The sequence below is a fragment of the Nocardia sp. NPDC050378 genome, assembly GCF_040655675.1.
GTDB lineage: Bacteria > Actinomycetota > Actinomycetes > Mycobacteriales > Mycobacteriaceae > Nocardia > Nocardia coubleae.
On the sequence record NZ_JBFAKI010000001.1, the window covers coordinates 491,094 to 516,555 of the forward strand.

The 25,462-nt window shown below is 65.3% G+C and carries 27 protein-coding genes; 19 read left to right on the plus strand and 8 right to left on the minus strand.

All coding sequences use genetic code 11. The features are described 5' to 3' along the window. Nucleotides 1-76: 76 nt before the first annotated feature. The 5 genes from AB0I35_RS02245 to AB0I35_RS02265 all read left to right on the plus strand — a co-directional run bounded on the left by AB0I35_RS02245 (nucleotide 77) and on the right by AB0I35_RS02265 (nucleotide 4,922). Entirely contained in the window at nucleotides 77-1,432 is a 1,356-nt protein-coding gene (locus AB0I35_RS02245; RefSeq protein ID WP_357393571.1) for a 3-oxoacyl-ACP reductase, read from the plus strand. Then, nucleotides 1,432-2,301, plus strand: coding sequence for a MaoC/PaaZ C-terminal domain-containing protein (locus AB0I35_RS02250; protein WP_357393573.1), 870 nt, complete (start codon nucleotides 1,432-1,434; stop codon nucleotides 2,299-2,301). The genes AB0I35_RS02245 and AB0I35_RS02250 overlap by 1 nt, the downstream gene beginning before the upstream one ends. 516 nt (nucleotides 2,302-2,817) lie before the next feature. Then, nucleotides 2,818-3,249 carry a hypothetical protein gene (locus AB0I35_RS02255; RefSeq protein WP_357393575.1) on the plus strand — a complete coding sequence of 144 codons (432 nt, stop codon included), beginning with the start codon at nucleotides 2,818-2,820 and terminating at the stop codon, nucleotides 3,247-3,249. A 416-nt stretch (nucleotides 3,250-3,665) separates the two neighbouring features. Beyond that, nucleotides 3,666-4,229 carry a hypothetical protein gene (locus AB0I35_RS02260; protein ID WP_357393577.1) on the plus strand — a complete coding sequence of 188 codons (564 nt, stop codon included), beginning with the start codon at nucleotides 3,666-3,668 and terminating at the stop codon, nucleotides 4,227-4,229. A gap of 171 nt (nucleotides 4,230-4,400) precedes the next feature. After that, nucleotides 4,401-4,922 (plus strand): HD domain-containing protein, encoded by a 522-nt coding sequence (locus AB0I35_RS02265; RefSeq protein WP_357393579.1) that lies wholly within the window; start codon nucleotides 4,401-4,403, stop codon nucleotides 4,920-4,922. Between the two features lie 24 nt (nucleotides 4,923-4,946). Here the strand turns inward: AB0I35_RS02265 and AB0I35_RS02270 are convergent, their stop codons facing one another. After that, nucleotides 4,947-5,531 (minus strand): cysteine hydrolase family protein, encoded by a 585-nt coding sequence (locus AB0I35_RS02270; protein ID WP_357393581.1) that lies wholly within the window; start codon nucleotides 5,529-5,531, stop codon nucleotides 4,947-4,949. Between the two features lie 79 nt (nucleotides 5,532-5,610). Here AB0I35_RS02270 and AB0I35_RS02275 point away from each other — a divergent pair, with 79 nt between their 5' ends. The 4 genes from AB0I35_RS02275 to AB0I35_RS02290 all read left to right on the plus strand — a co-directional run bounded on the left by AB0I35_RS02275 (nucleotide 5,611) and on the right by AB0I35_RS02290 (nucleotide 7,399). Continuing rightward, the gene (locus AB0I35_RS02275; RefSeq protein ID WP_357393583.1) at nucleotides 5,611-6,588 is read left to right on the plus strand and encodes a DJ-1/PfpI family protein; all 978 of its coding nucleotides are present in this window, start codon (nucleotides 5,611-5,613) and stop codon (nucleotides 6,586-6,588) included. Between the two features lie 30 nt (nucleotides 6,589-6,618). Then, a complete protein-coding gene (locus tag AB0I35_RS02280) occupies nucleotides 6,619-6,741 on the plus strand; it encodes a hypothetical protein (RefSeq protein WP_357393585.1) in 123 nt (40 codons plus the stop codon). Between the two features lie 118 nt (nucleotides 6,742-6,859). After that, nucleotides 6,860-7,198, plus strand: a complete 339-nt coding sequence (locus tag AB0I35_RS02285) for a hypothetical protein (RefSeq protein ID WP_356985502.1) — start codon at nucleotides 6,860-6,862, stop codon at nucleotides 7,196-7,198. A 51-nt stretch (nucleotides 7,199-7,249) separates the two neighbouring features. Beyond that, nucleotides 7,250-7,399, plus strand: coding sequence for a hypothetical protein (locus AB0I35_RS02290; RefSeq protein WP_357150644.1), 150 nt, complete (start codon nucleotides 7,250-7,252; stop codon nucleotides 7,397-7,399). A gap of 59 nt (nucleotides 7,400-7,458) precedes the next feature. On the opposite strand, the gene AB0I35_RS02295 is transcribed toward AB0I35_RS02290, so the two are convergent. The 3 genes from AB0I35_RS02295 to AB0I35_RS02305 form a co-directional block, all read right to left on the minus strand. Further along, nucleotides 7,459-8,172, minus strand: a complete 714-nt coding sequence (locus tag AB0I35_RS02295; RefSeq protein ID WP_357393587.1) for a helix-turn-helix domain-containing protein — start codon at nucleotides 8,170-8,172, stop codon at nucleotides 7,459-7,461. Nucleotides 8,173-8,290: 118 nt separating this feature from the next. Beyond that, complete coding sequence (locus AB0I35_RS02300) at nucleotides 8,291-9,532, minus strand: SGNH/GDSL hydrolase family protein (protein ID WP_357393589.1); 1,242 nt, start codon at nucleotides 9,530-9,532, stop codon at nucleotides 8,291-8,293. A 26-nt stretch (nucleotides 9,533-9,558) separates the two neighbouring features. Continuing rightward, entirely contained in the window at nucleotides 9,559-10,749 is a 1,191-nt protein-coding gene (locus AB0I35_RS02305) for an MFS transporter (RefSeq protein WP_357393591.1), read from the minus strand. Nucleotides 10,750-10,902: 153 nt separating this feature from the next. On the opposite strand from AB0I35_RS02305, the gene AB0I35_RS02310 reads away from it, so the two are divergent. Beyond that, on the plus strand, nucleotides 10,903-11,802 hold the full coding sequence (locus AB0I35_RS02310; protein ID WP_357393592.1) for a LysR family transcriptional regulator: 900 nt from the start codon (nucleotides 10,903-10,905) through the stop codon (nucleotides 11,800-11,802). A gap of 115 nt (nucleotides 11,803-11,917) precedes the next feature. Beyond that, a complete protein-coding gene (locus AB0I35_RS02315; protein ID WP_357393594.1) occupies nucleotides 11,918-12,892 on the plus strand; it encodes a Fic/DOC family N-terminal domain-containing protein in 975 nt (324 codons plus the stop codon). A 59-nt stretch (nucleotides 12,893-12,951) separates the two neighbouring features. Here the strand turns inward: AB0I35_RS02315 and AB0I35_RS02320 are convergent, their stop codons facing one another. Next, entirely contained in the window at nucleotides 12,952-14,787 is a 1,836-nt protein-coding gene (locus AB0I35_RS02320; RefSeq protein WP_357394152.1) for an acyl-CoA dehydrogenase, read from the minus strand. A gap of 233 nt (nucleotides 14,788-15,020) precedes the next feature. Here AB0I35_RS02320 and AB0I35_RS02325 point away from each other — a divergent pair, with 233 nt between their 5' ends. After that, nucleotides 15,021-15,614, plus strand: coding sequence for an alpha/beta family hydrolase (locus tag AB0I35_RS02325; RefSeq protein WP_357393596.1), 594 nt, complete (start codon nucleotides 15,021-15,023; stop codon nucleotides 15,612-15,614). A gap of 34 nt (nucleotides 15,615-15,648) precedes the next feature. After that, complete coding sequence (locus AB0I35_RS02330; RefSeq protein WP_357393598.1) at nucleotides 15,649-16,113, plus strand: flavodoxin family protein; 465 nt, start codon at nucleotides 15,649-15,651, stop codon at nucleotides 16,111-16,113. Nucleotides 16,114-16,183: 70 nt separating this feature from the next. On the opposite strand, the gene AB0I35_RS02335 is transcribed toward AB0I35_RS02330, so the two are convergent. From AB0I35_RS02335 to AB0I35_RS02345, 3 genes are all read right to left on the minus strand, one after another. Beyond that, nucleotides 16,184-16,840 carry a class I SAM-dependent methyltransferase gene (locus AB0I35_RS02335; protein WP_357393600.1) on the minus strand — a complete coding sequence of 219 codons (657 nt, stop codon included), beginning with the start codon at nucleotides 16,838-16,840 and terminating at the stop codon, nucleotides 16,184-16,186. A gap of 134 nt (nucleotides 16,841-16,974) precedes the next feature. Further along, a complete protein-coding gene (locus AB0I35_RS02340) occupies nucleotides 16,975-18,054 on the minus strand; it encodes a DUF4185 domain-containing protein (RefSeq protein WP_357393602.1) in 1,080 nt (359 codons plus the stop codon). Nucleotides 18,055-18,216: 162 nt separating this feature from the next. Then, the gene (locus tag AB0I35_RS02345; protein WP_357393604.1) at nucleotides 18,217-18,960 is read right to left on the minus strand and encodes a crotonase/enoyl-CoA hydratase family protein; all 744 of its coding nucleotides are present in this window, start codon (nucleotides 18,958-18,960) and stop codon (nucleotides 18,217-18,219) included. A gap of 112 nt (nucleotides 18,961-19,072) precedes the next feature. On the opposite strand from AB0I35_RS02345, the gene AB0I35_RS02350 reads away from it, so the two are divergent. The 6 genes from AB0I35_RS02350 (at nucleotide 19,073) to AB0I35_RS02375 (ending at nucleotide 25,129) form a co-directional block, all read left to right on the plus strand. Continuing rightward, entirely contained in the window at nucleotides 19,073-19,384 is a 312-nt protein-coding gene (locus tag AB0I35_RS02350) for a hypothetical protein (protein WP_357393606.1), read from the plus strand. Nucleotides 19,385-19,440: 56 nt separating this feature from the next. Further along, nucleotides 19,441-20,226, plus strand: coding sequence for a YwqG family protein (locus AB0I35_RS02355; protein ID WP_357393608.1), 786 nt, complete (start codon nucleotides 19,441-19,443; stop codon nucleotides 20,224-20,226). A gap of 123 nt (nucleotides 20,227-20,349) precedes the next feature. Beyond that, on the plus strand, nucleotides 20,350-20,967 hold the full coding sequence (locus AB0I35_RS02360) for an NAD(P)H-dependent oxidoreductase (RefSeq protein ID WP_357393610.1): 618 nt from the start codon (nucleotides 20,350-20,352) through the stop codon (nucleotides 20,965-20,967). 5 nt (nucleotides 20,968-20,972) lie between these two features. Then, nucleotides 20,973-22,442, plus strand: coding sequence for a DHA2 family efflux MFS transporter permease subunit (locus AB0I35_RS02365; RefSeq protein ID WP_357393612.1), 1,470 nt, complete (start codon nucleotides 20,973-20,975; stop codon nucleotides 22,440-22,442). A gap of 78 nt (nucleotides 22,443-22,520) precedes the next feature. Next, entirely contained in the window at nucleotides 22,521-22,970 is a 450-nt protein-coding gene (locus tag AB0I35_RS02370; protein ID WP_357393614.1) for a hypothetical protein, read from the plus strand. Nucleotides 22,971-23,389: 419 nt separating this feature from the next. Next, complete coding sequence (locus AB0I35_RS02375; protein WP_357393616.1) at nucleotides 23,390-25,129, plus strand: hypothetical protein; 1,740 nt, start codon at nucleotides 23,390-23,392, stop codon at nucleotides 25,127-25,129. Nucleotides 25,130-25,462 lie beyond the last annotated feature (333 nt).

The following is a 25,462-nucleotide window of genomic DNA, read 5'->3' on the forward strand; positions in this document are numbered from 1 at the left end:
TGATCGGTTGTCATCCAACTTACTCTGGAGTAAGTTCGTTGTCGACACCGTACCCGCGAATGTGAAGGTAGGAACAGTGGCAGCCAAGAGCAAGGGCGCACCCAACCTCTACGGATCCTTCATCCACTCCGCCCCCGGCGCGTTCCTCGCGAGCAAGCTGGGCCTGCCCCAGCCCGCGGAGCTGCGCCGCTACAAGGCAGGCGAGCCCGCGCTTCCGGGCCCGGTGCTGCTCGGCGGCAAGGGTCGCCTCGCCGAGCCGATCCGTGCCCTGCTCACCGATTACACCATCGCCGACTCGTTCGAGTCCGGAACCAAGTACGGCGCGCTGGTCTTCGATGCCACCGGTATCGACTCCATCGAGAAGCTCGAGCAGCTGTTCGAGTTCTTCCAGCCCGCCATGCGCAACATCGCGCCGTCGGGCCGCGTCGTGGTGCTCGGCAGCACACCGGAGCTGGTCGGTTCGGTCGACGAGCAGATCGCCCAGCGCGCGCTCGAGGGCTTCACCCGGTCCGTGGCCAAGGAGCTGCTGCGCGGCGCCACCGCCCAGCTCGTCTACGTGCACCCCGAGGCCGGCTCCTCGGCCACCGGTGTCGAGTCGACCCTGCGCTTCCTGCTCTCGGCCAAGTCGGCGTTCGTCGACGGCCAGGTCATCCGCGTCGGCAAGGCCGAGTCCGTCGCCCCCGCCAGCTGGGACAAGCCCCTCGCGGGCAAGGTCGCCGTGGTCACCGGCGCCGCGCGCGGTATCGGCGCAACCATCGCCGAGGTGTTCGCCCGTGACGGCGCCACCGTGATCGTCGCCGACATCCCCGCCGCCGGTGAGGCCCTGTCCGAGACCGCCAACAAGGTCGGCGCCACCGCCCTGGCGCTCGACGTCACCGCGCCCGACGCCGCCGAGCGCCTCGCCGAGTTCGCCACCGAGCGCTTCGGCGGCATCGACATCGTCGTCCACAACGCCGGCATCACCCGCGACAAGCTGCTCGCCAACATGGACGAGGGCCGCTGGAACTCGGTCATCAACGTCAACCTCGCCGCACCGCACCGCATCACCTCCGGCCTCGTCGCCAAGGGTGTGCTCAAGGAGGGTGGCCGCGTGATCGACGTGTCCTCCATCGCCGGCATCGCGGGCAACCGCGGCCAGACCAACTACGGCGCCTCCAAGGCGGGCGTCATCGGCATGGTCGACGCCGAGGCGCCGCTGCTGTCGGAGAAGGGCATCACCATCAACGCGGTGGCGCCCGGCTTCATCGAAACCGCCATGACCGCCGCCATCCCCGTCGGCACCCGCGAGGCGGGCCGCCTGATGAGCTCGCTGCTGCAGGGCGGCCAGACCGTCGACGTCGCCGAGACCATCGCCTACTTCGCCAGCCCGGCGTCGAACGCGGTGAGCGGCAACGTTGTTCGCGTCTGCGGGCAGAGCCTGATCGGCGCCTGATGACCGAGACCATCACGCTCACCGAGATCCCGGGCAACGGCGCGCTGTACGCGAAGGCGGCGATCGGCGCAGTCCCGCTGCCCGCGCCGCTCTCGGGCCGCAAGCCCGCCCTGCCCGACCGGCGGGTCACCATCGAGGGTGTCCAGGTCGACCCCGACCACCTCGCCGCCTACTGCCACGCCACCGGCCTGCGCTTCGGCGATACCCTCCCGCTCACCTATCCGTTCGTCCTGGCGTTCCCGCTGATGATGGAACTGCTTGTGGCGCGCGACTTCCCGTTCACCGCAGTGGGTTCGGTGCACTTCTCGAACGTCATCGAACGCACCCGTGAGATCTCGGCGGCCGAGCCGTTGGACTTCACCGTCTACACCGAGAACCTGCGGGAACACCCGAAGGGCCTGCTGGTGGACGCGGTCACCGAGATCCGCGTCGGCCGGGAACTGGTGTGGCGTCAGGTGGCGACCATGCTGCACCAGCAGCGCACCTCGCTGTCCGGTGGCCCGAAGTCCGCGCCCCCCGCCGACGAGGTCCCGCCGCCCCCGCTGCGTGTCCAGCGCGTCGACCAGAAGATGATCAACCGCTACGCCGCCGCTTCGGGCGATCGCAACCCGATCCACGTCTCCGGAATCGGCGCCAAGGCAATGGGTTTCCCCACCACCATCGCCCACGGCATGTGGTCGGCGGCGACCATCCTCGGCACCATCGAGGGCCGGGTCCCCGAAAAGGCCACCTACACGGTCAAATTCGGTAAGCCGATCCTCCTGCCTTCCTCGGTGAACATCTACGCCGAGAAGGCCGATACCGGCTGGGATCTGTCGATGCTGCACCCCAAGAAGGGTTTCCCCCACCTCACCGCCACCGTGCGCTGAGTTCTTCGTTGCCGGAAGGCCGCGTATCCCATTCGGGATATGCGGCCTTTTCCGTTGTGCACGTGGTTATATGGCGGGCAACATGTAGCTATACAGTGTCAATCAAACCGGTTGCGCGACAATCGTTCTGGCTGATCGTTCTGTTACTGGTCCAGCGTGTGACATCAATCATGGTGTACGCCAGGTATTAGCTGGGTATCAAGATGGGTTCGGCACCGTGCCGAAAGATCACGAGTGCATCGGGCTTCGGGTCGAATCCGCCTCTGAGCCGCAACCGACCGCTTGTACTGCAGTGTTCAACTTTTCCACCTGGCATCGAGTTCTCGATTCCGAACGATCGTTCTGAAACCCTCGCACCGCTCTCCGATTACCTCCACCTCGACGGCAAATGTTCAGCATTGCCCTGGCAAGTGCCCCGAAAACAAGTGTCTGCGGAACTGTCCGCCACCCGTGTTAGAAACATTCCAGTCGGCAACGCTGTCGGCAATCATGCTTAATACCAAGGGGTTTCACTTCATGAAGAAGATCCGCACGCTCGGCTTCGGCATCGCCCTCGCGGCCGGCATCGCCATGTTCGGCACCGGCGTCGCCTCCGCCGCCGAAGAGCCCGCAACCGGCTCCTCCGAAAGCCTGGCCGCCATCGTCGAGGCCCTGTCGTCCGGTTCGGCTGCTGCGGAGGACCCGACCGATCCGGCCACCGACATCGCCGAGGAGCCGGCGGAGACCCCGGACACCGGTTCGGCTGACAGCCTGGCCACCATCCTCGAGGCCCTGTCCTCGGGTTCGGCCGGCGCGGAAGAGCCGACCGATCCGGCCGACATCGCGGAGGAGCCCGCGGAGACTCCGGACACCGGTTCGGCTGACAGCCTGGCTACCATCCTCGAGGCCCTGTCCTCGGGCTCCGCCGGCGCCGAAGAGCCGACCGACCCGGACACCACCACCCCCTGATTCATCAGCACGTAGAAAGCAAATGCCCCGTCCCCCGACGGGGCATTTGCCATACCGGCACGCGGCCCTCGACACACAACTCGGCGGCTCGGTCCTGGTCGAGATGACCGAAGAAGACCTTGTCGCCGAACGGCCAGTGGAACATGGGGTCGCGCTTCGTATACGGCGCCGCCGAATCCAGGAAAAGGCCGCCATCGACAACCCTCACCGAGCACGGTCTTCGCCGGCAGTGCGTTTCCGGCGCTTCTTCGGTCAGTCCGGCAGCTCATAGGGAAACTCTGGGTCGGTGTAGGCAGTGCCGTAGCGCGACACACATACGGTCGGTGTCCGCATCGTGTTTGCCGCGCGCGTTCAGAGCACCTCTCGTCGAATACTGCGGGGGCGGTGCTGATTACTAATCATTCGGAGGATCGGCTGTGTACAAGATGAGGGCATTTGGGTCTGCTGTCGTGGTGGGGCTCGCGTTGACGTTGTCGGGGGCTCAGGCTTCGGCGGTTCCCGGCCTGCCCAGCGGTTCGTCGGAGGTCGTCACGCCGACCGCCGAATCGATCAGCGCTGCGTTTCCGCGGTTGGTTCCGCAGAGTGCGGAAAGTGAAATCGGGTACCGGGGTGCGACCTGCTGGCAGACCGATCGCGGGTACGTTCCCAGCGCCAATGCCGGCGACCCGGAATTCGGCAACTGGGCGTGGCAGTGGCGGTGTTATGGCGGAGGGGATGGCAACGACCCCCTCTATCGGATCTACGCCTACCACTCCGCCGTCGACGTTCAGTCGGTGGTCGCCGCCCTCCCTCCGTCATCGGTGACAACCGACCTCAATCACGGCCGCGCGTACACGAACCATCAGTACACCAACAACGGAAACAAGATCATCACCACCTTTTCGGGCGACGCCCAACGCGCAACCTTCCTCATGTTCACCGACGGATACGGCACACCGGACGAGGTCATGAACTGGTGGCGGGATGCCCCACTGAACTAGCATCCCGTCACCCGCAGGGCGCCCGCAGCACAGAAGATTTCACCCTTTGCCTGGTTACGCGCTGATCGAGATCTGTCAACCTCGGCATCACGCTCGAAGAGGTCGCCGTTGAGCCGCATCCTTCTCCAACATGCTCTGACTGACCCAGGTCTCAGACCGCTGCCCGCGCGAGTGGAAGATCTCCTGCGAAATCTCGCGGCTCCACCTCGTCTGGCCGCTCACCTTCGAGCAGTTCACGAGGTCGCGTGGGAGCTGGCCGACTGGGTCGACAGCCACTATCGAGGCCTGTTGTTCGACCGCGATGCGGTGCTGTTCGGCGCGGCAACACATGACATCGGCAAGATTCTCCATCCCGAGGAACTGTCGGGGCCGGGTTCGGCCCACGAGCTGGCCGGGTACGAACTACTTGTGGCACAAGGCTTTGCCGAGGAATCGGCGCGCTTCGCGTGGACCCACGGCTCGTGGACCGCGCCCGAGGTGCGGATGGAGGATTTGCTCGTCAGTCTGGCCGACAAGGTGTGGAAGGCGAAGCGCGTTCCTGAACTCGAGGAGTTGGTGGTGCGGCACCTGGCCGTCGCTGATAGCCGGGAATCCTGGCAGGTATTCATGGCACTCGATGACGAACTCGACCGGATCGCCGCCGATGCCGACCGAAGACTCGCATTCCAGGCACGCTATCCGGTCAGTGCGTGACTTCGTGTCGCGCGAGCTGGCTGGTTATCCGGCGGTGAGGTCGGCCGGGGTCGGGACTACCACTCCGTAGATGTCGCCGATGGTGGCGAGGGCGGCGGCGTGGAGTTGGGGGGCGGTGACTTCGGCGAGGGGGCGGGTGGCGCAGGCGTTGGCTACGACGGTGGGCTTGTTGCCTCGGAGGAAGGCGCCTTCGGTGGTGAAGGTGACGCACATGTGGGTCATGAAGCCGGCGATGACGACGGATTCGTTGCCTGCGGCGTCGACCAGGTCGCCCAGTTCGGTGTCGACGAAGGAGTTGGGGAAGGACTTCACCACGACGGCTTCGTCGGCGGTGGGGGTGAGTTTGGGGTGGATTCGTCCGATGTCGGTGGTGATGTCGTAGGGGCTGCCCTCGCCGCCGTTGTGCATCACGTGGATGACGGTGGTGCCTGCTTGCCGGGCCTTCTCGAGCAGGTCGGCGGCGGCGTCGATCGCCTGTTCCCAGCCGGTCAGTTCCATGACACCGCGGGTGTAGGTGTTCTGATAGTCGACCAGGATCAGGGTCGAGGTGGCGAGGGCGGCGGGGGTTTCGTCGAGGCCGCTGAGCTGGCGCAGGGTTGTGGAGGTCATGGGTTCAACGCTATGGCCGGGCGGTGATGTCTGCAATGTCATGTAACCTGCAGATTAGGACATCGGCAGGAGGTGGATGGTGGGACGGCTCATTGTGGTGGTGCTGTTCGAGGGGGTCGACCTGCTCGACGTGACGGGGCCGCCCGAGGTGTTCTCGCTGCTGCAACGGGAGATGGACGAGCCGACCGGCTACGAGGTGGTGCTGGCCGCCGAGACGCTGGATCCCGTCACGACCTCAGCGGGTGTCCGGGTGCTGCCCGACGTGACGTTCGACGGGTTGGCCGGGCGGCGGATCGACACGATCGTCGTGCCGGGCGCGGTCGAGACCGATGAACGACGACAAGTTCGCGCGGTCGTGGAACCCGCTGTAGTAAAGGCTGTTTCGACGATGGCGACCGGTGCGCGCCGGGTGGCTTCGGTGTGTGTCGGTGCGCATGTGCTCGCGGCGGCGGGGTTGCTCGACGGCAAGCGCGCCACCACGCACTGGTCGACCGCGCACCAACTCGCCGCCGAGCATCCGGCGGTGCGGGTCGATGCCGATCCGATCTATATCCGCGACGACAATGTATGGACCGGTGCGGGGCTCACCGCCTGTCTCGATCTCACGTTGGCGCTGGTCGCCGACGACTTCGGTGAGGAACTCGCGCTGCGCGTCGCCCGTCAGCTGGTGATGTTCCTGAAGCGGCCGAGTGGGCAGAGTCAGTTCAGTGTGTCGCTCGAGCCGGTCTCCACCACCCGTCGCATCGACGAGCTGCGGCACTACATCGCGGGCAATATCGCGCGTCCGCTCACGGTGACCGAGCTGGCCGAACAAGCGCACGTGAGCGAACGCCAGCTCACCCGGATCTTTCGGACCGAGCTGGGGATGACGCCTGCCGCTTATATCGAGGCGGCGCGGGTGGAGGTCGCGCGGCATCGGCTCGAGACGACCGACGAAACGCTGCAGCGCATCGCGGCGGGCTGTGGGTTCAACACCGTCGACACGCTGGCGCGTGCCTTTCGCCGCCGGCTCGACACCACGCCTGCGGAGTACCGGAATCGGTTCCGCATCGGGTGATCACTAAGCTGTCGACTTTACGGTGAATTGATGAGTAACAAGGGGATTCGGGTGTTCGGTATCGCGGAAGAATGGCCGACGTGGCCGGTTACGACAATGCTGTGGGCGATGACGGGTCTGATACGCCTGCTGACCAGCGGTTCGGGCGCCTGAGCAAACCCTCGGCTGCTGTCTTGCCCCCCTTTCAGACGTCTGCCGAGCGGTCTGGCGTGGTGTTAGACATCTTGTGCGGCGGAAATTCGCCGCAAATCTGAAAGATGAGGGGTTCACAATGGCAAAGATTCGTGCATTCGGTGTGGCGATGGTCGCGGCGGCTGGCATGTCGATGATGGGCATGGGGGTCGCGGCCGCCGAGGAACCGGCCACCGGGTCGTCGGAACTGCTGAGCGGGCTCACCTCGGGCACCGCGGAGACCGAGCCCGTCGCGGAGGAGCCGACCGGCTCGCTCGAGGGCCTGGACCTTGCGGCCCTGCTCGCCCTGCTGAGCAGCGGCTCGGGCGAGGCCGAGACCGTGGCGGAGGAGCCCGCCACCGGTTCTGCCGAAGGTCTGGACCTGGCCGCGCTGCTCGCGCTGCTGAGCAGCGGCACCGCCGAGACGCCTGCCGAGTAACAGGCCCTGGACCGGGTGCGAACGCACCGACGGGATCGGCCGTCGGTGCAGATGAGTTCTTCTCACGTTCATCCGAATTATGTGCTGCGTAATTCGGCGCTGATAAGAAGTGACTATTCGTCTAGAAGGAGAAGCATGTTCGACACCCTGGTCCAGATCCTGCCCCTGCTCGCCGCCTTCGCCTCCGGGTCGGCCGGCTGAGCATCGAGGCAGTGCAACACGGCGCCCGTCGGATTTCGACGGGCGCCGTTTTGTTGTATCTACCGCGACGGGATCATCCGGTACAGCCACCACGGGCGGGTGGGGAAGGCCGGGTCGTAGATGCGCAGCAGGTAGCGGCGTTCGACGCCGGTGGTGCGGTCGCGCACCCGCACATGCCGCCGGGCGACATCTTGCGGCCGGATCTCACTGGCCCACACCGCATCCCAATCGGGTGAGACGGCACAGGCGGTCGTGATCGCGGTGACGCGCTGAGTGGGAGCCAATGGCGACAGCATGCGGAAGGCGTGCACGAGCACCTGAGCTTCGGTGGTCCAGTCGAGCAGGGTCTTCTTGGCGGCCGGGTTCAGGAACATCCATTCGAGCAGGTTCACCCCGGCGCCGGTGCCGGGGAAGATGCGCTGATACTCGGCGTTCGCGGCGAGCAGGTCCATGGTGGGGAAGCGCTGGTAGCAGGCCGGATGGGTGAGACTGCCGAGGTCGGCGAGATCCTCGGTCGACGGTGCCGTCGGCGCGGCGCCGGTATCGACCGACGGCAGACCGAGCACGAGAATGTGCTTCCTGTACCACGGCGGCACATCGAGACTGTCGAAAAGCCGTTGCAGCATCGCGGTATTGGGCACCAGCGCCCCGGTCTCGATCTGTGTGACCAGCAGCGGCGCCATCTGCGCACGAGCCGCCAGCTCCGCCCGCGCCAACCCCGCCGCCAACCGCCGCTCGCGCAAATACACACTGAGCGCAGAACTTTCAGCCATCCCAACCCCCGAGCCTCACCCCGACGACGGTAAAGCCAAGAGTACGCCGCAAAGATCACCCGGAAACAACGAAACGGCCCGGAGCTCGAAAGCTCCGGGCCGTCCGGGAGAGACGAACCTAGAGGGTGTTCAGGTCGATTGCGGCGGCCATCGCTCGGTAGCCTGCCGCGTTCGGGTGCTTGTGGTCGCCGGAGTCGAAGGCGGGGTCGAGGCGCTCCGGGTCGGCCGGGTCGGCGACAGCGGTGTTGAAGTCGGCGACGGCGTCGAATTCGCCGCTGGTGCGGATCCATTCGTTCAGTGCGCGCAGTTTGGCGGCGGAGGTGGGGGTGTAGTACTCGGCGCCCTTCATCGGCAGGAGGGTTCCGCCGATCACGCGCAGCCCGGCTCGGTGGGCCCGGGCGATCATGTCGCGGTAGCCCGCGATCAGCTGTTCGACGGTGACGACCGGGTTGGGCTTGTAGGTCGGCAGATCGACCTCCGAGAAGCCGATATCGTTCAGTCCGCCGAGCATGACGACCGTGCGGGCACCGTCCTGGGCGAGGACGTCACGGTCGAAGCGGCGCAATGCGCTCTCGCCGTACCAGGGCGAATCGCTGATGATGGTGTTGCCGCCGATGCCCGCGTTGAGGACGGGGCGGGGGGTGCCTGCGGCGGCGAGGCGGTCGGCCAGGGCGTCGGGGTAGCGGTTGTTGCCGTCGTTGTCGGAGCCGAAACCGTCGGTGATCGAGTCACCGAACGCGACGATCGCATCCGCGGAGGCGGCGCCGCTCATCTGCACGCTCGACAGGTAGTACCAGGAGTGGGTTGTCTCGGTGAAGGCGGTGGCGTCGGCGTCGATGGCGTGGTTGCCTGGCGCGCGGTAGGACGTCGCATAGCCCTGGGCGTGGAAGGTGGCGGGCCCGGTGGGTTCGTCCAGATACAAAGTGACCGTGGCAAATTCGAGCGGAGACAGGTTCAGCTCGGCGGGGTCGCTGGTCAGGTCGGCGCCGGGGGCGATGGTGGTGGCTTCGCTGCCGTGGAAGCGGAGGGGGCGCAGCGTGTCCTGATGAACGCGAGCCCCGGAATCGGTACGGGCGATCGTGGCCGAGGCGATGCGCAGATCGGTGCGGCCGAAGCGGTTGGAAAGGGTGATCCGGGCGGAATCACCGCCGGTGGTGACCCGGACGACCTGCCGGAGTGTGTGCTGGGCGAATCCGTCGAGCGACCAGTTCGGCTCGAAACCGGTGCTCGGCTGCTGCATCGGCACCGACCAGGCGGTGCTGGCGGTGTCGGCGGCGGCGGCCTGGGTGTTGGCGCAGGCTGCGGTGAGGGTGGCGGTGATCGCGATGGCGGCGGTCATCATCTTCTTCCAGACGTGCATGGGTTCGTCGATTCTCGGTAGTCGGTCTAGCCGCGGCGCTCGAGCGCACGGGCGAACAGGGTGGTGAGCAGGGCGGCGGCGGCCAGAGCCGCGCCGATCCAGGCGGGCGCGGTCAGCCCGAACCCGGCGTCGATGGCGGCGGCGCCGAGCCAGGAGGCCACCGCGATGCCGATATTGAAGGCGGAGATATTGGCGGCCGAGCCGAGCGCCGATTCGCCGCCCGCGGTGTCGAGTACGCGCATCTGCACTGCGGGGACGATGGCGAAACCGGTCGCGCCGAGCGCGAGGATGCCGACGGCCGCGCCGACCGGATGCCCGGCGACTACCGCGAAGATCATCAGCACCACGGTCAGTGCGGCGAGCGCGCCGATCAGCGTAGGTAGCAGGGCGCGGTCGGCCAGTCGGCCGCCGACGATATTTCCCGCGAACAGGCCGACGCCGAAAACGACGAGCAGCCACGGGACGGCACCGTCGGGCAGGCCGGTCACCTCGGTCAGGATCGGTTCGAAGAAGGTGAACGCCGCGAAGACGGCACCGAATCCGAGCGCGGTGATCGACAGCGCCAGCCACACCTGCGGCCGAGCGAACACAGCCAATTGCTCTGTCAGAGAGATGGATTCGCCGCTTGGCTGATGCGGAACCAGCATGAGGACGGCGAGCAGCGCGGCCACCCCGACGGCGGTCACCGCCCAGAATGTCGACCGCCAGCCGAATGCCTGGCCGAGCGCCGTGCCCAGCGGCACGCCGGCGACATTGGCCAGGGTGAGCCCGGTGAACATCGTGGCGATGGCGGCCGCCCGGCGGTCGGGTGCCACCAGGCTCGCCGCCACCACGGAACCGATGCCGAAGAACGCGCCGTGGGTGAGCGCGGCGACGATCCGGCCGGTGAGCAGCAGTTCATAGGTGGGGGCCAGGGCCGACAGCAGGTTGCCCGCGATGAAGAGGCCCATGAGTGTCGCGAGCATGGTCTTGCGAGGGACCCGCGAACCCAGCGCGGTCATCAGCGGCGCTCCGACGGCGACGCCCGCGGCATAACCGGAAACCAGCAGGCCTGCGGTCGGGACCGAGATGGACAGGTCGTCGCCGATCACGCCCAGCAGTCCGACGATGACGAATTCGGTGAGGCCGATGCCGAAGGCGCCCAGCGCAAGCGCGCCGAGGGCGAGGGTCGGCCGGTCGGTCCCCGCCCGGGGCGGGGCGGTCAGTGTCGTGGTCATGTGAGTGTGCAACTCCCTTAGTGGGAAAATTGTTCCGTTAAGCCCATTCGTGTCGGTACCCGGACGTACGGTTTCGAATGGAGTGATTTCAGACTGCCGGTCGCGTTCACGTGCATCAACGGCCGTCGCCGACATGGTCGATTAGCGGGAGTTATGGAACGGCAGGAGATCGAGATCTTCCTGGCTCTATGCGAGGAATTGCACTTCGGACGGGCCGCGGAACGGCTGTATCTGACGCAGGCGCGGGTCAGCCAAACCATCAAGAAGCTCGAACGCCACTTCGGCGCACAACTTTTCGAACGCACCAGCCGCCAGGTGCGGCTCACGCCGGTCGGCCGGATCCTGCGCGACGACCTGATTCCGATTCACGCGCAACTGAACCGGGCCATCGAACGCGCGCAGGCGGCGGCACGCAGCGTGGAAGGGACACTGCGCGTGGGCTACCTCGGCGGTTTGGCGGCGAGCCTGCTGGTCGACACCGTCCTGGAGTTCCGGAACCGTCATCCCGAATGCGAGGTACACGCCCGCGAGGTCCACCTGGGCGATGTCTTCGGCCCGCTACGCCGCGACGAACTCGACCTGGTCATCAGCCACTCCCCGGTCGGCGAAAACGACGTGGTCGCCGGGCCGGCCCTGCTCACCGAGCCCACGGGCCTGGTGGTTCCGCGCGATCACGCCCTCGCCCGCAGAAGTTCGATCGACAGCACCACGGGGGGCCTCGAGGTGATCGCCATCGGCGGACCCGCAAGCGCGTACTGGCACCGCTACCTCGACGAAACCTGGCACATCAGTCCGGCAGGCCCGAACGGTGCGCAAACCTTCGAAGACGTACTGACCGCCGTCGCTTTCGGCGCCGGGGTCCACCCGGCCGGTGCACATGCCGAGCGGCATTACCCCCGGCGAGGAACGGTCTACGTACCGTTCAGCGACGGACAGGGACACGTGTGGCGCCCGGTATGGATACCTGGCGCGGAGACGGCGCGCCTACGAGCCTTCGTGCAGATGCTGCTCGAGTCAGTTGCTCAGCGAGGTGCGGACCACTACTTCGCTTGAGTGAGGGTATAGACGGCAGCCGCCGGCACGGGGGAGTGCACAGGGTATCCGGTCGCGCCAAGCTTGAGAACATGGAGGCCAATTTCAAGGTTGCCTCGTTAACCTTGAAATTACGTTGCTGCCCAATCCTGATCTTCTGGCGCGTCCGGCTACCCGCCGCGAAGCGGTAAGTACCTCCGCGTTGGAAGGCACCTACGCGACACTCAGCGATGTCTTCGAGGCGGACTTTCTCGAGCGTGGCCAAATGTCCGCCTCGGTCAGCGAGGTGCAGAACTACGTCAGCGCGGCGGAACACGCCTACGGATGGCTTGCCGAAGGTCGGCCCATCACTCTGAGCATGATCGAGCAATTGCACCAGGTTCTGATCGATGGGACACCGAGCGATGGCCCGGAAGCCGGTCACGTTCGGACAACGCAGGTGTTCATCGGCGCCGGACGTGGGCGGGTTCCTACGGCTAGGTATGTTCCTCCGCCCCCGGGCGATCTTCTTCGGGATGGTCTGCTCGATTGGGAGCAGTGGATTCGGCAGCCGTCCTCCACGCCGTCATTGATCCGCATCGCGGCCGCGCACTATCAATTCGAATCGCTGCACCCCTGCAACGATGGAAACGGTCGTCTGGGACGATTGATTGCTGTTCTTCAGCTCATGGCGTACCGGGAGTTGCGCTATCCCATCCTGAACATCTCGCCGTGGCTGGAACGAAACCGCACGGAATACTTGGATCAGCTGCTCCGCGTCTCCACCACCGGTGAATGGGACAACTGGGTCCAATTCTTCTGTGCCGCAGTGCATGCCGAGTCGATCGAGGTGGTCAGCCGCGTCGATCGATTGGTGTCGCTCCGCTCGGACTTCCATCAACGACTCGTCGCTGCCCGTGTGAAGGGCGTTGCGCTGCGGATCGCCGACGACCTGATCGGCTACCCCATGATTACCGCCACGCTTGCCAGCGAGCTGTACGGCGTGAGCTACCAAGCCGCCAACCAGGCAATAAAGCGACTGACCGAACTCGGAATTCTGAAGCAACGCGGCAGCGGTCGATACGACCGGATCTTCTCCAGTGGTGCTGTCCTGCAGGCTCTCGACTACTGACCTGAAATGGCAAACGGCCCGGAGCAAACGCTCCGGGCCGTTCCTTCAAGCTGTCAACCTCAGAAGGCGGCTTCGTCCAGCTCCATGATGTCGTTGTCCAGCGTGGTGAGGATCTGACGGGTGGCGGTCAGCTCCGGCAGGACGTTGCGGGCGAAGAACTGCGCCGAGGCGACCTTGCCGGTGTAGAACGGCACGTCGGAGCCGGTGGCGCCGTTGTCGAGGGCGGCCAGGGCGATCTCGGCCTGGTTCAGCAGCATCCAGCCGATGAACAGGTCGCCGACGGCCATCAGGAAGCGGACCGAACCCAGGCCGACCTTGTACAGCTCGGACGGCTGCTCCTGGGCACCCATCAGGTGGCCGGTCAGGGTGGCGGCCATGGCCTGCACGTCCTCGAGCGCGGTGGCGAGCAGCTTGCGCTCACCCTTGAGACGCTCGTTGGCGTTGTCGGCGTCCAGGAACTTCTGGATCTGGCCCGCCACGTGGGCCAGGGCCACACCGCGGTCGCGGGCGATCTTGCGGAAGAAGAAGTCCTGCGCCTGGATGGCGGTGGTGCCCTCGTACAGCGAGTCGATCTTGGCGTCGCGGATGTACTGCTCGATCGGGTAGTCCTGCAGGAAGCCGGAGCCACCGAAGGTCTGCAGCGAATCGGTCAGGTACTGGTAGGCGCGCTCGGAACCGACACCCTTGACGATCGGGAGCAGCAGGTCGTTCACGCGGAACGCGACGTCCTTGTCGGCACCCGAGACGGCCTCGGCGATCTCCGGGTTCTGGTGCGCGGCGGTGTAGAGGTAGATGGCACGCAGGCCCTCGGCGTAGGCCTTCTGCATGGCCAGCGCGCGACGCACGTCCGGGTGGTGGGTGATGGTCACACGCGGCGCGGTCTTGTCGGTCATCTGGGTGAGGTCGGCACCCTGCACGCGGGTCTTGGCGTACTCGAGCGCGTTCAGGTAACCGGTCGACAGGGTCGCGATGGCCTTGGTGCCCACCATCATTCGCGCGTTCTCGATGACGTCGAACATCTGGGCGATGCCGTTGTGCACCTCGCCGACCAGCCAGCCCTTGGCGGGGACGCCGTGGCCACCGAAGGTGAGCTCACAGGTGGCCGAGGCCTTGATACCCATCTTGTGCTCGACGTTGGTGACGAACACACCGTTGCGGTCGCCGAAGGTCTCGGTCTCGAAGTCGAAGTGGGTCTTCGGGACGTAGAACAGCGACAGGCCCTTGGTGCCCGGTCCGGCGCCCTCGGGGCGGGCCAGCACCAGGTGCATGATGTTTTCGAACATGTCGTCGGAGTCGGCCGAGGTGATGAAGCGCTTCACGCCCTCGATGTGCCAGGAGCCGTCCTCCTGCTTGATCGCCTTGGTGCGGCCGGCGCCGACGTCGGAGCCCGCGTCGGGCTCGGTCAGCACCATGGTGGCGCCCCAGTTGCGCTCGGCGATCTTCTTCGCCCATTCCTTCTGTTCATCGGTGCCGTTGTTGTAGAACACCTGAGCGAAGCCCGCGCCTGCGGCGTACATCTGGATCGGCGGGTTGGCGCCGAGCACCATCTCGGCCAGCGCCCAGCCGATGACCGACGGGGCACCGAGGCCACCGAGCTCCTCGCGCAGCGGGACCTTGACCCACTCGCCGTCCTCGAGCGCCTTGTAGGACTTCTTGAAGGACTCGGGGATGGTGACGGTGTGGGTGTTCGGGTCGAAGACCGGCGGGTTGCGGTCGGCGTCGGCGAACGACTCGGCCAGCGGGCCCTCGGCCAGGCGACGGACCTCGGAGAGCATTTCCTTGACGGTGTCGGTGTCGAGGTCGCCGAAGGCGCCCGCGTCGAGCACCTTGCCGACGCCGAGAACCTCGAAGAGGTTGAACTCGAGGTCGCGAACGTTTGCCTTGTAGTGGCCCATGTGAGTACTCACTCTCCGTTGAGTTCTGGTGCGGTCGGTTGTGTGCCGTTCCCGCCCGTCAGGTCGTCCACCGGGTAGCTGACCGGTTTTCCGCATGCTACTCGCGGGTAACTTATCTGCCATATTACCGATGGGTAAGGCTCTCGGCAAAGGGGTTCGCCGGCAATGTGACGTGAAAAACACGCGCGCGTGCCGAGACGTTGCTCGCGGCGACCGCGGGGCTACCGTGAGGTGTGCGCATCGAGACGTCAGCCGGACCGGCCGAGATCGAGCTCGACGAGGTGGCCGATCCGGCATTCCTGCTGGTGATGACCCATGGGGCGGGCGGCGGCGTCGATGCGAAAGACATTCTCACCGTGCGTGATTCGGCCCTCGCCGCGGGTGCCGCGGTAGCCCGTGTGGTGCAGCCGTACCGGGTTGCCGGACGGCGGGCGCCGGGCAATGCGGTGGCCCAGGACCAGGCATGGGTCCAGATCGTCACGGCGTTGCGCGATCGATTTCCCGGTGTGTCGCTCGTGCAGGGCGGCCGGAGCAATGGTGCGCGGGTGGCGTGCCGGACGGCCGTCGAGCTGGGTGCGCGCGGGGTGATCGCCTTGTCCTTCCCGCTGCACCCGCCCGGAAAGCCGGAGAAGTCCCGGCGCGACGAGCTGGTGTCGGTGGGCGACGCGCAGGTGGTCGTCATCAACGGCGGCAGCGACCCGTTCGGGATCCCCGACCCCGCCGATGCCGCCGAGGTACGCGTCATTCCAAAGCAACCCCATTCCTTCCGCACCGGATTCGACGTGATCGCGGCGACAGTGCAACCGTGGTTCGGCCGGTGGAGTTAGGCTTTCGGCACATCGGACCAGGTAGGGGGAGCCAATGAAAGCGCTCATCGTGTGCACGTCCAAGGCGCTCGGCAACACCAGGAAGGTCGCCGACGCCATCGGCTCGGTGCTCGACGCGCGGGTGGTTGATCCGGCCGAGATCAGCGCCGCCGAGCTGGGTGATTACGACCTGATCGGATTCGGATCGGGGGTGTACTGGATGTCGCTCGACGCCCGGCTGCGCGCCTTCGTCGGCGCGCTGCCCGCCGGACAGAACCGTGACGCCTTCATCTTCGCGACCAGCGGGCTGCCCGAACTGCGGGTGCGTCCCTATCTGCGCAATCTCGGCGAGCAGCTCGAAGGCAAAGGGTTCGAGCTGGTCGGTGGGTTCTCGTGCCGTGGGCTCGACACGATGGGACCGCTCGGGCTGGTCGGCGGGCTGAACAAGGGGCGGCCCAACGCGGACGATCTGGCGTCGGCGCGGGAATTCGCCGAGCAGCTGCGCGGTCGTTTCGACTGACGCCGCGGACTGTCGTCGAGCAGCCTCGCGGTCGTTTCGACCGCTTGTCGTCGCGGCTTTCGCCCAGCAGTTACTCGGCAGGTTCGGACAGTTCGGCCACGACCAGCGAGTCGATGGCGTCCGGCCCCTCGGTGGGGCGGAACACCTCGCGGGCGGTGGTGACGGTGACGCCGGTGCCGTCCAGGTCGGCGCGGATGTCCTCCGGGGTGAACAGGATGCTCGGGTCCTGAGGGCCGCCGTAACCGTCGGTGATGTTGCGGGTGGCGTGGCCCAGGACCAGCAGCATGCCGCCGGGGGCGAGCATCGACGCGAGTTGATGGAGGAGCGGGCGCCGCTCCTGCGGTGGCATATGGACGAAGACCATCAGGATCAGTTCGAACGGACCGCTGACCCCCGCAGCATCGAGGTCGGTGATGTCGGCGCAGGTCCACTCGACGCGCGAACGTACCGAACGCGACAGGCGTGCGGCGACCGTTCGCCCCTTGTCGATACCCACCTGGGCGAAGTCGACGGCCTGCACCTGCCAGCCGTGAGTGGCCAGCCACAGCGCGTGACGGCCTTCACCGCAGGCCAGATCGAGGGCGCGCATCGGGGCGGCGGTGCCGTCGGCTTGCAGCGGGAGCCTGCGGTCGAGGCCGTGGACGTATTCGACAACCGTGCTGTTGGGCGGTGCGCCCCAGACCAATTCGCTGCGGGCATAGCGTGCGTCCCACTCCGCCGCGTCCATGCTGTTCCGCCTCCCCGCGAATTCTGGCCAGACTCAGGTGCGTTCTCGGTTGCGACGCGGCTGGCGGGATGTCGCTGTCATGGTAGCCCGTGCCCGGTGAGTTACCCATGTGCTTACTTGCGGTGGTCGAACTGTCAGAGGGATGTGCGCATCAGGATGACGTTGTACTGGGTGTGGACGGTTGTGAGGAAATAGAGGTCGCGGCCGGTCTGGTACGGGAAGATCTGTGGGGCGTACGCGGTGGGCAGTTCGCGGGCATCGATGAGGATCTCGGGCGGGCTCCACGGGCCTTCCGGTGACGGTGCGCGGCGCAGCACCACCGAGTTGCCGGGGTCGGTGGTGAGGGAGACGAACTGGCCGAGGTGCTCGTTGTACATGACCGACAGTTCGGCTGCCCCGGCCATGATGGGGGCCGCGGCGTTCGCGTCGCCGCGCTGCCAGCCACCGCCGTCCCAGTACTCGTAGGCGTCCAGATTCTCGATCTCGCCCTCGGGCACGCGGGCGAGGAAGGCTTCGTTGTCGCGGCCAGGCGGGGTGCCGAACTCGTAGACGTAGCCGCCGTCCTTCAGGAAAGCATTCATCTGGAACTTGTTGTGGCCGTGGTCGTTCGGCCTCCGAGTATGGGCAAGGTCCGCCCATGTCTCGCCGTTGTCCGACGACGCGGCCAGCCCCGAGTAGTTCGTGCTCCATTCGCCGGGCGCATCCCAGCTGCGCACCGACATCAACGACATGTACTGCACCCCGCCGACCGACACGCCCGCCGTGGGAATCCGGCTGATCTCCTCGCCGTCCTTCGGGCTGAAGACGAGTTCGCGGGCCTGGCCGATACCGTCGCGCACCACGCTGTGGAAATGGATGCCCTCGGCCGGATTGCGGCTGAAACTGCGGGCCAGGAAATTCGAGCGCCAAGCCCACTTGCTGTCGCGCAACAGGTTCGGGAGGCCGACGCCCGCGGTGTCACCGAAGGCGGTGAGCATCTCGCCGTGCCCGTTGTCCCACATGATCCCCAGGTCGGTGCCGAGGACGTTGTAGGTGTGGGTGGCGTTCGGGCTCGCCATGCCGGTCACCTGGAACACGGCCTGTGCCCGGCCGTGCAAGACCGGCAGGCCGTAGGTGCCGTTGAGGACCGGGATCGGGTTGATCGCGTTCGGGTCGGCCGCGGCGGGCGCCGTCCCCACGAGCAGTAGTGCGGTGGCCCCCGTCAATACGGTCATCGCGAGCGAGTTCACGTCAGCCTCCGGGCACACGGGAATAAGCACACCCGGTTGAAGCGGGTGCACTTTTCCGTCGGATTGAGTGAACTGAAACTAACAGCCGGAGGCGGAAGAAAGTACTGTGACGCGGCCTAGAGTTGGGGTTGGGTTTATTTGTCCGCGTCAGCGAATAATTGCCTTACGCAGCAGCAGGGGGATTTGTGCCGCCCGCTCCGCGGCGAAACTGCCGCGTGCGCGTCGATGCCAGGAACGGTCGAACAGGCGCTTGGCGGCGGCGACCGCGCGGGGATCGCGGGCCGCGATCCGATCGGCCAGGGACTCGGCGGCGGCCACCGGATCGTCGGCGATATCGGTGACCAGACCGATCCTCCTGGCGTGATCGGCGTCGACGCGCTCGGCGGTCATGGTGAGCAGCAGGGCCTGATCGATGCCGATGAGCTGCGACAACGATGCGGTGCCCGACATGTCGGGAATGAGGCCGTGCGCGGCTTCCATCACCGAGAACTCGGCGTCCGGGGCGGCGATGCGGAAGTCGGCCGCGAGGGCGAGTTGCAGTCCGCCGCCGAAGCAGCGGCCGTGCACCGCGGCGATCACCGGGACGTCAAGGCGACGCCATGCCCAGCAGGCTTCCTGAAAAGTATTGGTGCCCCGCCACGGTCGCGGCAGGAATTCACGCACAATGGCGATCGGGTCGCGCGTCGCAGCGGCTATATCGAGTCCGCTACTGAAACTCGGGCCGTTACCTGTCACGATGACCGCGCGAATTTCTTTGTGCCCGGACACCGCATCTGCCGCTGCGACTAGGTCACGCAACATTTCCAGCGTCAGTCCGTTGTGTTTCGCCGGACGATTCAGCGTGACATAAGCGCGTGCGTTCTCGAACCGCAGATCGATGTGCTCTCCCATGACCCGATCTTACTCGTGAGTCAGTTCAAGGGTATGGCTCATCCGTCGCCGTTCGGGCATGATCCATGGCGGCCACGCATCGGCCGATGCGCGTCGACCGGGAGGACACAGAGTGCGGATCTGTCTGATCGCCGCAGCGCTGATAGCGCTGCCGGCACTGTCGGCCTGCGGCAGCGACGAGCCTGCGGTAACCCAGGCAGAACTGTCGAAGTCCCTGCAGGACAAGGGTTTGAAGGACGTATCACTCGCCGACTGCGCCGCCCAGGTCTTCCTCGACTCGGGCATGTCCCAAGGCGGCCTGCGCGTGATGGTCGCCAACGGCCAGGCCGGCGACCAGGCCAAGGAGCTCAACGAGGAAGACGCGGCCAAAGTGGGAGCGGCTCAAGCGAAGATCGCCGCCGAGTGCGTGAAGCTGGGCGGCTGACGCCGGGACGGTCCTGCGTTCGGATCGTTGTCGGTGGTAGCTGATTCGATGTGCTCATGAGCGAGCCCGATCTGTACACCTTGATCCGCGAACACATCCCCAAGCGATACCAGGATGACTATCGGCTCGCCGTGCGCGACGCGATCCGTCTCATGCATGCGAAGGACGACGACGAGATCGTCGGATGGCTCGGTGGCGCACCGGTGTTGCCGGAGGGCTTCGACTGGCCGAGAACCGAGGGGCACTACTACGAACACGTCGCCACCATCGATCTGGGCAAGCTACCCGCGATAGATCTGAATTTGCCTGATGCGGGGACCATTTCGCTGTTTCATGACGGCGGTGGGATCGTCTGCTGGTTCCCCGCCGGGGTGGCGACCACCGAGGCTGATATCCCGTCTCGGCTGGTCGACCAGCGCAGGGCGTACCCGCGCATACCGTTGACCTGCCGGATCATCCCCACGCTACCCACCTGCTATGAGATGCCGCTGCCTGCCCTGGACGATTGGGAAGACGAGTTCGACGAGCTGCTGTTCGAGGCGGCGGAGAAATTCGACGCGGCACGGTCGGCCGTTACTGAACCCTGGCATCAGATCGGCGGCTGGTCGTACCAGATTCAGGGTGAGAACGACCGCGGAGTTCTGCCCGGTAGCGCGGCGGAACAGCGCTTCTACTCGCACCGGGATCTGCCGGAGGGGCAGCTGTTGCTTGTCCAGATCGACCACGACGGTGGCAATGGCATCGGGTTCGGTGACATGGGGATGTTCTACTGCTTCATCGCACCGGAAGACCTGGCGGCGGGGAATCTCGGCGCGGCAGTGGCGTATTCGGAAAGCCACTGACGCGGTGGTGGTCGGGCTCAGCGGGGATATGGCTTCGATCACATGGGTTGACCTGAATTTAAGTTGAGGTTGGAGGCTGTGGCAGCGCCAGAGCTGGTGCGATCGTCCAGAGGAGGGGCCTCAATGAGCAACTGGCACGTCGATTCCGAAGGGTCGCGAGGCGGTCTTGGTACGGCTCCGCTGCGAGTCGCGGTGGTTGTCGGCAGCACCCGGGAGGGTCGGTTCGGTACGACCGTCGCGGACTGGTTCGTCGGTGAGCTCCGGCGCGACGGCGCCCTGGAGGTGGAGATCGTCGATACCCGGCAGGTCGCGCTGTCGCACGCCTTCGGTGTGGTCACCGATCACCCGTCGCGGGCAGAGACGACTGAAAAGCTCTCCCGCGCGGACGCTTTCGTGGTGGTGACACCAGAGTACAACCACAGCTACCCGGGTGCGTTGAAGAACCTGATCGACGAACATCACGTCGAATGGCAGGCCAAGCCGGTGGGTTTCGTTTCCTACGGCGGGATCTCCGGCGGTCTGCGCGCGGTGGAACACTTGCGGCCCGTCTTCGCCGAACTACACGCGGTCACCATCCGCGACACGGTCAGCTTCGCGAACCCGTGGCGGCGATTCGACGACGCGGGCGAGCTGGCCGATCCGGTCGACGCGGTCACCGCCACCAAGATCATGCTGAGGCAATTGACTTGGTGGGGTGAGGCGTTGCGTACCGCCCGTGCCGCGAACCCGTACGGGGCGTGAGAGTCGTGACCACTACCGCGAAGACTGCCGCGTCGCCCGTCGCCGCCCGCAATCCGATGACGATCGCCCTCGTGCTTGTACTCGGCACGATCATGGCGACGCTGGACCAGACCATCGTCAATGTCTCGATCAACACGCTGTCCGCGGAATTCGACGCGGGACTGAACACCATCCAGTGGGTGGCGACCGGTTACTCGCTCGCGCTCGGCGCCGTGGTGCCTGCCTCGGCCTGGCTGGTCGGCCGGTTCGGAGCCAAACGGCTGTACCTGACCGCGGTCGCCGCGTTCGCGATCGGCTCCGTGCTGGCCGGGCTGGCCTGGAACATGGAGTCGCTCATCGCTTTCCGGGTCGTACAGGGAGCGAGTGGCGGGCTGCTCATGCCGGTCGCGATGACGATCCTGCTGCGCGCGGCCGGGCCGGACGGGCTCGGGCGGCTGATGAGCACCCTTGGTCTGGCCATTCTGGTCGGCCCCCTGCTCGGGCCCGTGATCGGCGGCTACCTGATCGACGAGGTGTCGTGGCGGTGGATGTTCTTCATCAATCTGCCGATGGGGGTGTTGGTGCTGGTCCTGGCCGCGCGGATCGTGCCCGCCGATCTGCCGGAACCGCGGCACGCACTCGACCTACCCGGGCTCCTGTTGATGTCGCCCGGCCTGGCCCTGGTGATCTACGGGGTTACCGCAGCAGGTGAGCAGGTCGGATTCGCCACGCCCGGCGTGCTCGTCCCGCTGCTGGTAGGGGCCGGGCTCATCGCCGGCTTCGTGCGCCGGTCCTTGACCACCGCGCATCCGCTGCTGAATCTGCGGGTGCTCGGCAACCGGATCAGCGGTACCTCCGCCGTGCTGCTCGCTTTGTTCGCCGCCGGCTACTTCGGTTCGATGCTTCTGCTGCCCTTGTATTTTCAAGTGGTCCGGGGTGAATCCGCTCTGGTGGCAGGCGCACTGGGCATCCCGTTCGCGATGGCTTCCGGTCTCACCGTGCAGGTGGCGGGCCGGCTGATCGACCGGATTCCGCCCGGTCGCTACCTGCCGGTCTCGATCACGGTGGCGCTCACCGGGTTCGTGCTGTTCATCGTCCAGCTGGACGCGGACGCGTCGTACTGGGCACTCGGCGCGAGCATGCTGCTCATGGGCGCCGGTGGTGGCGGCACGATGATGCCGGTCATCACGACCGCGACCCGATCGCTGAGCCGGGAGGATCAGCCTGCGGGATCGACGGTGCTGAACATGATCAGCACCACCGCCCTCGCGGTCGGCACCGCGGTGTCGTCGGTGACCCTGGGCGCTATGCTCCCGGTGACCGGCGGGCTGCAAGCGCTGCACGGCATGGAGCCGGCCCGGCGCGCCGACATCGCTCCCGCCCTGGCCGAAGCGTTCCAGCACACCTACCTGATCGCTCCCGTTATGATCACGCTCGCGTTGATCCCGGCCCTGCTGCTACCGCGCCGGTCGGCCGGCGGACCAGCCGCGGGATGAGCCGGAACCAGGCGGGCAGCGCTCCGCGCGGAGGCCTGAGTACTCAGCGGGAGCCGGCTGGACGAGTAAGTGGCATAGATGGCGCAGTCTGGTTGTCTATCCTGCCGTCATGTTCTCATCGAGCGGCTGGGCTCGCGTTCTTGCCGGACTCGGGGCCTGCGTCGCTGCGGTACTGGTGTTGGTCTACTCGTTCTTGTTGATGGTGGAAGGTGCACCGGACAGGAGGTCTCGGCGGGCAGCCACAACCTCCTCGTCACCAAGCTGGTCGTTGTGGGCCTCGCGGGTGTGGCATTGATCGTCGGTGCTGCGAGCGGGTGGCGGCGGGCGATCGTCGCCGGCTGCTCGTTGTACTTCATCGATTTCGCACTCTGGCTCATTTGGTCCACCGGAACTTTCCGGCTTCCGACCTACGAGCACCCCGACCCCGGCCCGGTCGCGCTACCACCGGTGTTCTGGTTGATCCTGATCACCGTGTGGGTCGTCTTCCCCGGACTGCTCGCAGCCCTCGCGCATCGACAGTCCCTATAACCACCGGCCGCACAAAAAGCCTCCCCGCGTTCAGGGCTGGCCTGAGTTCGTGGGGAGGCGGGAGAGCCGATGACGGGAATCGAACCCGCGCTACCTGCTTGGGAAGTAGGAGATTGAACGGGCAGGGCGGTCTGACCTGCGTTTGCTGTTGTGCGATGGGCACCTCGGTTTACCCCTGCTGACCCTGGCTCATGGCACGCATGTGGCACGACGGATCTCCGCGCCACAGCGCCCCGCCCTCGACCATCAAGTCCGGTAACCACGGTGCTAGCAAATCTGGCAGGACAGAATCGCTACCGGACCTCTGCCAGCGCCAGCGCCGACGCAAGGTAGGTGGTGGTTGGGCGGGTGACGGTGGACCCGCAGATTAATCGACTAAACCGCGGTTGCCGCCAAGACGGAGGCGGCATGATGTCTACATGAGCCGAATCGAGTGGACGCGAACGAGCCCTGACGATATCGAGGAAGCCGTTTCCATGTTTATCTGCCGACTCTATCCTGGGGGGTTTCGTGTACGGCCATCGAGAGGCGATGGTGGCATTGATGTTTGTGTCCCAACTGAACCGAACCATTTTGAGATTTATCAGGTGAAGCGATTTGCGTCCAATTTGACTGCGACACAAAAGGCGCAAGCCATTAAGTCGCACAAGCGAATAGCCGCTTACGCTAAAAAGCAAGGGTGGGAAATCGATAAGTGGTATCTGACAATGCCACTCGATCCGACAAAGGAGAATCTGACCTGGCTGAAAGCGTTAGAGGCATCCGCAGAGTTTCCATGCGAATGGCGAGGTCTGACACATATCGATGGATGGGCTGCAAAGTTTCCAGATATTGTCGACTACTACTTCGAAAATGGGCGGTCGCGACTTCAAGATGAGCTCGCCAGGTTTGCGGCTATATCTGGGCTGATGATGCCCGGGGGAACTTCCATAAGTCCGAGCGGCTACACACACCTCACACCCTCCGACACTCTCAACGGGCTTACCCAGCTCAGGGAAGCACTCAACACGCGTGATCCTCATTTCTATTATGATTTCTCTGTTACCGGCACGCCACCGACATGGAATTATGAAGATTCGACCAAACCTTCATTAGCGGCCCGAGCTGTTCGACAGGTGGGAGATAGCTACGTTACATTCGACGTGCATGCCCGATGTGTCGAATCGTTGCGCGAGAGGCCAATTCAAGCCCGGATGACCCTGGTTGCGGAGCCGGGCAGCGACAACGAGCGAGAACTGCAAGAGTTCATGAAATATGGTCGAGTTCCTCGCGGTTCGATAACCGCACGAGGAATGGATATCGATCTTCCAGGCGGCCTGGGGCAAGTAGGCGAAGATGGGCAAGTTCGTATACTTGAGCCCGATCGCGAAGAGAGTTCGTTCGAACGGCGCTTGGATATCCTGTCTTCAGATCGGCAGGTTATAGGGTCGGTTGAGGTCAAGATGTACCCACCACTAATTAGCCCTGATGGCAACGGGGTGTCGAATAGGGGAATCGACAAGAGTGGAGTACTTGAACTAGAGACCCTGACTGTACTCAAGCCAAATCCGGAAATGACCGTTCGCTTCCGGTTTGGCACTGTTGAGGGTAAGCATCCCGACGAGGTCGAGCCGACGCTGTCAGTCATCTCCGGACTCCGGGTGGGGAATCTGTTTCAGCTCAGCGCTTCCAGGGGGTCAAAGAAGGCGCCTCCCGAAGAAATTAGAGCGGAAATGATGCCTGAAGCTGACATGGCATACTTTGGGCTCATGTTAAAGTACGCCCGGGCGTTGATGGTAATTCAAGAACACACGGACGTCGAGATAGTCATTCCCGAATTTCAAACTCTAAACGATCTGAGGATTTCAGAAGTCCTGCGCGCCGCTCGACTTCTGAAAGGTGAAACGATAGAGATTACGTGGAACAGGTCAGAGCTGGTGGCATATGCTGACACGCCGAGACCGACAACACCTTTCGCTATCGCGCTCGCGGAACCTCTGATAGTGCCTGTCGGAAACACTGAAATCGCCCTAGGAATGAAGCGAACGGTTATTGAAGCGGCAGAGGTTGTAAGCGTTGAAGGGCGATCCGACGGCAACCAAACTTTCACCATAGAGCCCGCGCAAGGTAGGAACACAGGGCAAGTGGACTGGCTGGGTATTCCTCCGGCAGATTCGTGATGATCGACGACCGGTTGGCCTTATGCGGTGCTTCCACTGGCCAATTTGCCGACACACGCCCGGCTTTGGGATCACCTAGGCGGGCTTCTGCGTGCCTGGACCACGGTTGGCCCTGCTGCTCTGGGTTGGGTCGCACACACTGGGCTGGCTCAGCGCCTGCCCGATAAGGCCTGCCTTTCACGCGCAGAGGCTCACAGGTCAAGGGTGGCGATAGCCATCAGCGAAGCTGACGCTAATGCGCCCTTGAGGTGTGAGGGGCGCGGGATCACAATGCAGGCCAACCCAGAACAGGGCCACGCGGCCACCGGTCGCGATACCACCGACCTCACCGCG

Excerpts from the sequence above, each read along its gene's own strand:
- AB0I35_RS02250 (WP_357393573.1), top strand. The coding sequence starts at position 1,432 with ATGACCGAGACCATCACGCTCACCGAGATCCCGGGCAACGGCGCGCTG.
- AB0I35_RS02255 (WP_357393575.1), top strand. The coding sequence starts at position 2,818 with ATGAAGAAGATCCGCACGCTCGGCTTCGGCATCGCCCTCGCGGCCGGC.
- AB0I35_RS02270 (WP_357393581.1), bottom strand. The coding sequence starts at position 5,531 with ATGACCTCCACAACCCTGCGCCAGCTCAGCGGCCTCGACGAAACCCCC.
- AB0I35_RS02280 (WP_357393585.1), top strand. The coding sequence starts at position 6,619 with ATGAGTAACAAGGGGATTCGGGTGTTCGGTATCGCGGAAGAATGGCCG.
- AB0I35_RS02285 (WP_356985502.1), top strand. The coding sequence starts at position 6,860 with ATGGCAAAGATTCGTGCATTCGGTGTGGCGATGGTCGCGGCGGCTGGC.
- AB0I35_RS02290 (WP_357150644.1), top strand. The coding sequence starts at position 7,250 with ATGAGTTCTTCTCACGTTCATCCGAATTATGTGCTGCGTAATTCGGCG.
- AB0I35_RS02295 (WP_357393587.1), bottom strand. The coding sequence starts at position 8,172 with ATGGCTGAAAGTTCTGCGCTCAGTGTGTATTTGCGCGAGCGGCGGTTG.
- AB0I35_RS02300 (WP_357393589.1), bottom strand. The coding sequence starts at position 9,532 with ATGCACGTCTGGAAGAAGATGATGACCGCCGCCATCGCGATCACCGCC.
- AB0I35_RS02305 (WP_357393591.1), bottom strand. The coding sequence starts at position 10,749 with ATGACCACGACACTGACCGCCCCGCCCCGGGCGGGGACCGACCGGCCG.
- AB0I35_RS02310 (WP_357393592.1), top strand. The coding sequence starts at position 10,903 with ATGGAACGGCAGGAGATCGAGATCTTCCTGGCTCTATGCGAGGAATTG.
- AB0I35_RS02320 (WP_357394152.1), bottom strand. The coding sequence starts at position 14,787 with ATGGGCCACTACAAGGCAAACGTTCGCGACCTCGAGTTCAACCTCTTC.
- AB0I35_RS02330 (WP_357393598.1), top strand. The coding sequence starts at position 15,649 with ATGAAAGCGCTCATCGTGTGCACGTCCAAGGCGCTCGGCAACACCAGG.
- AB0I35_RS02335 (WP_357393600.1), bottom strand. The coding sequence starts at position 16,840 with ATGGACGCGGCGGAGTGGGACGCACGCTATGCCCGCAGCGAATTGGTC.
- AB0I35_RS02340 (WP_357393602.1), bottom strand. The coding sequence starts at position 18,054 with ATGACCGTATTGACGGGGGCCACCGCACTACTGCTCGTGGGGACGGCG.
- AB0I35_RS02345 (WP_357393604.1), bottom strand. The coding sequence starts at position 18,960 with ATGGGAGAGCACATCGATCTGCGGTTCGAGAACGCACGCGCTTATGTC.
- AB0I35_RS02355 (WP_357393608.1), top strand. The coding sequence starts at position 19,441 with ATGAGCGAGCCCGATCTGTACACCTTGATCCGCGAACACATCCCCAAG.
- AB0I35_RS02360 (WP_357393610.1), top strand. The coding sequence starts at position 20,350 with ATGAGCAACTGGCACGTCGATTCCGAAGGGTCGCGAGGCGGTCTTGGT.
- AB0I35_RS02370 (WP_357393614.1), top strand. The coding sequence starts at position 22,521 with ATGGCGCAGTCTGGTTGTCTATCCTGCCGTCATGTTCTCATCGAGCGG.
- AB0I35_RS02375 (WP_357393616.1), top strand. The coding sequence starts at position 23,390 with ATGAGCCGAATCGAGTGGACGCGAACGAGCCCTGACGATATCGAGGAA.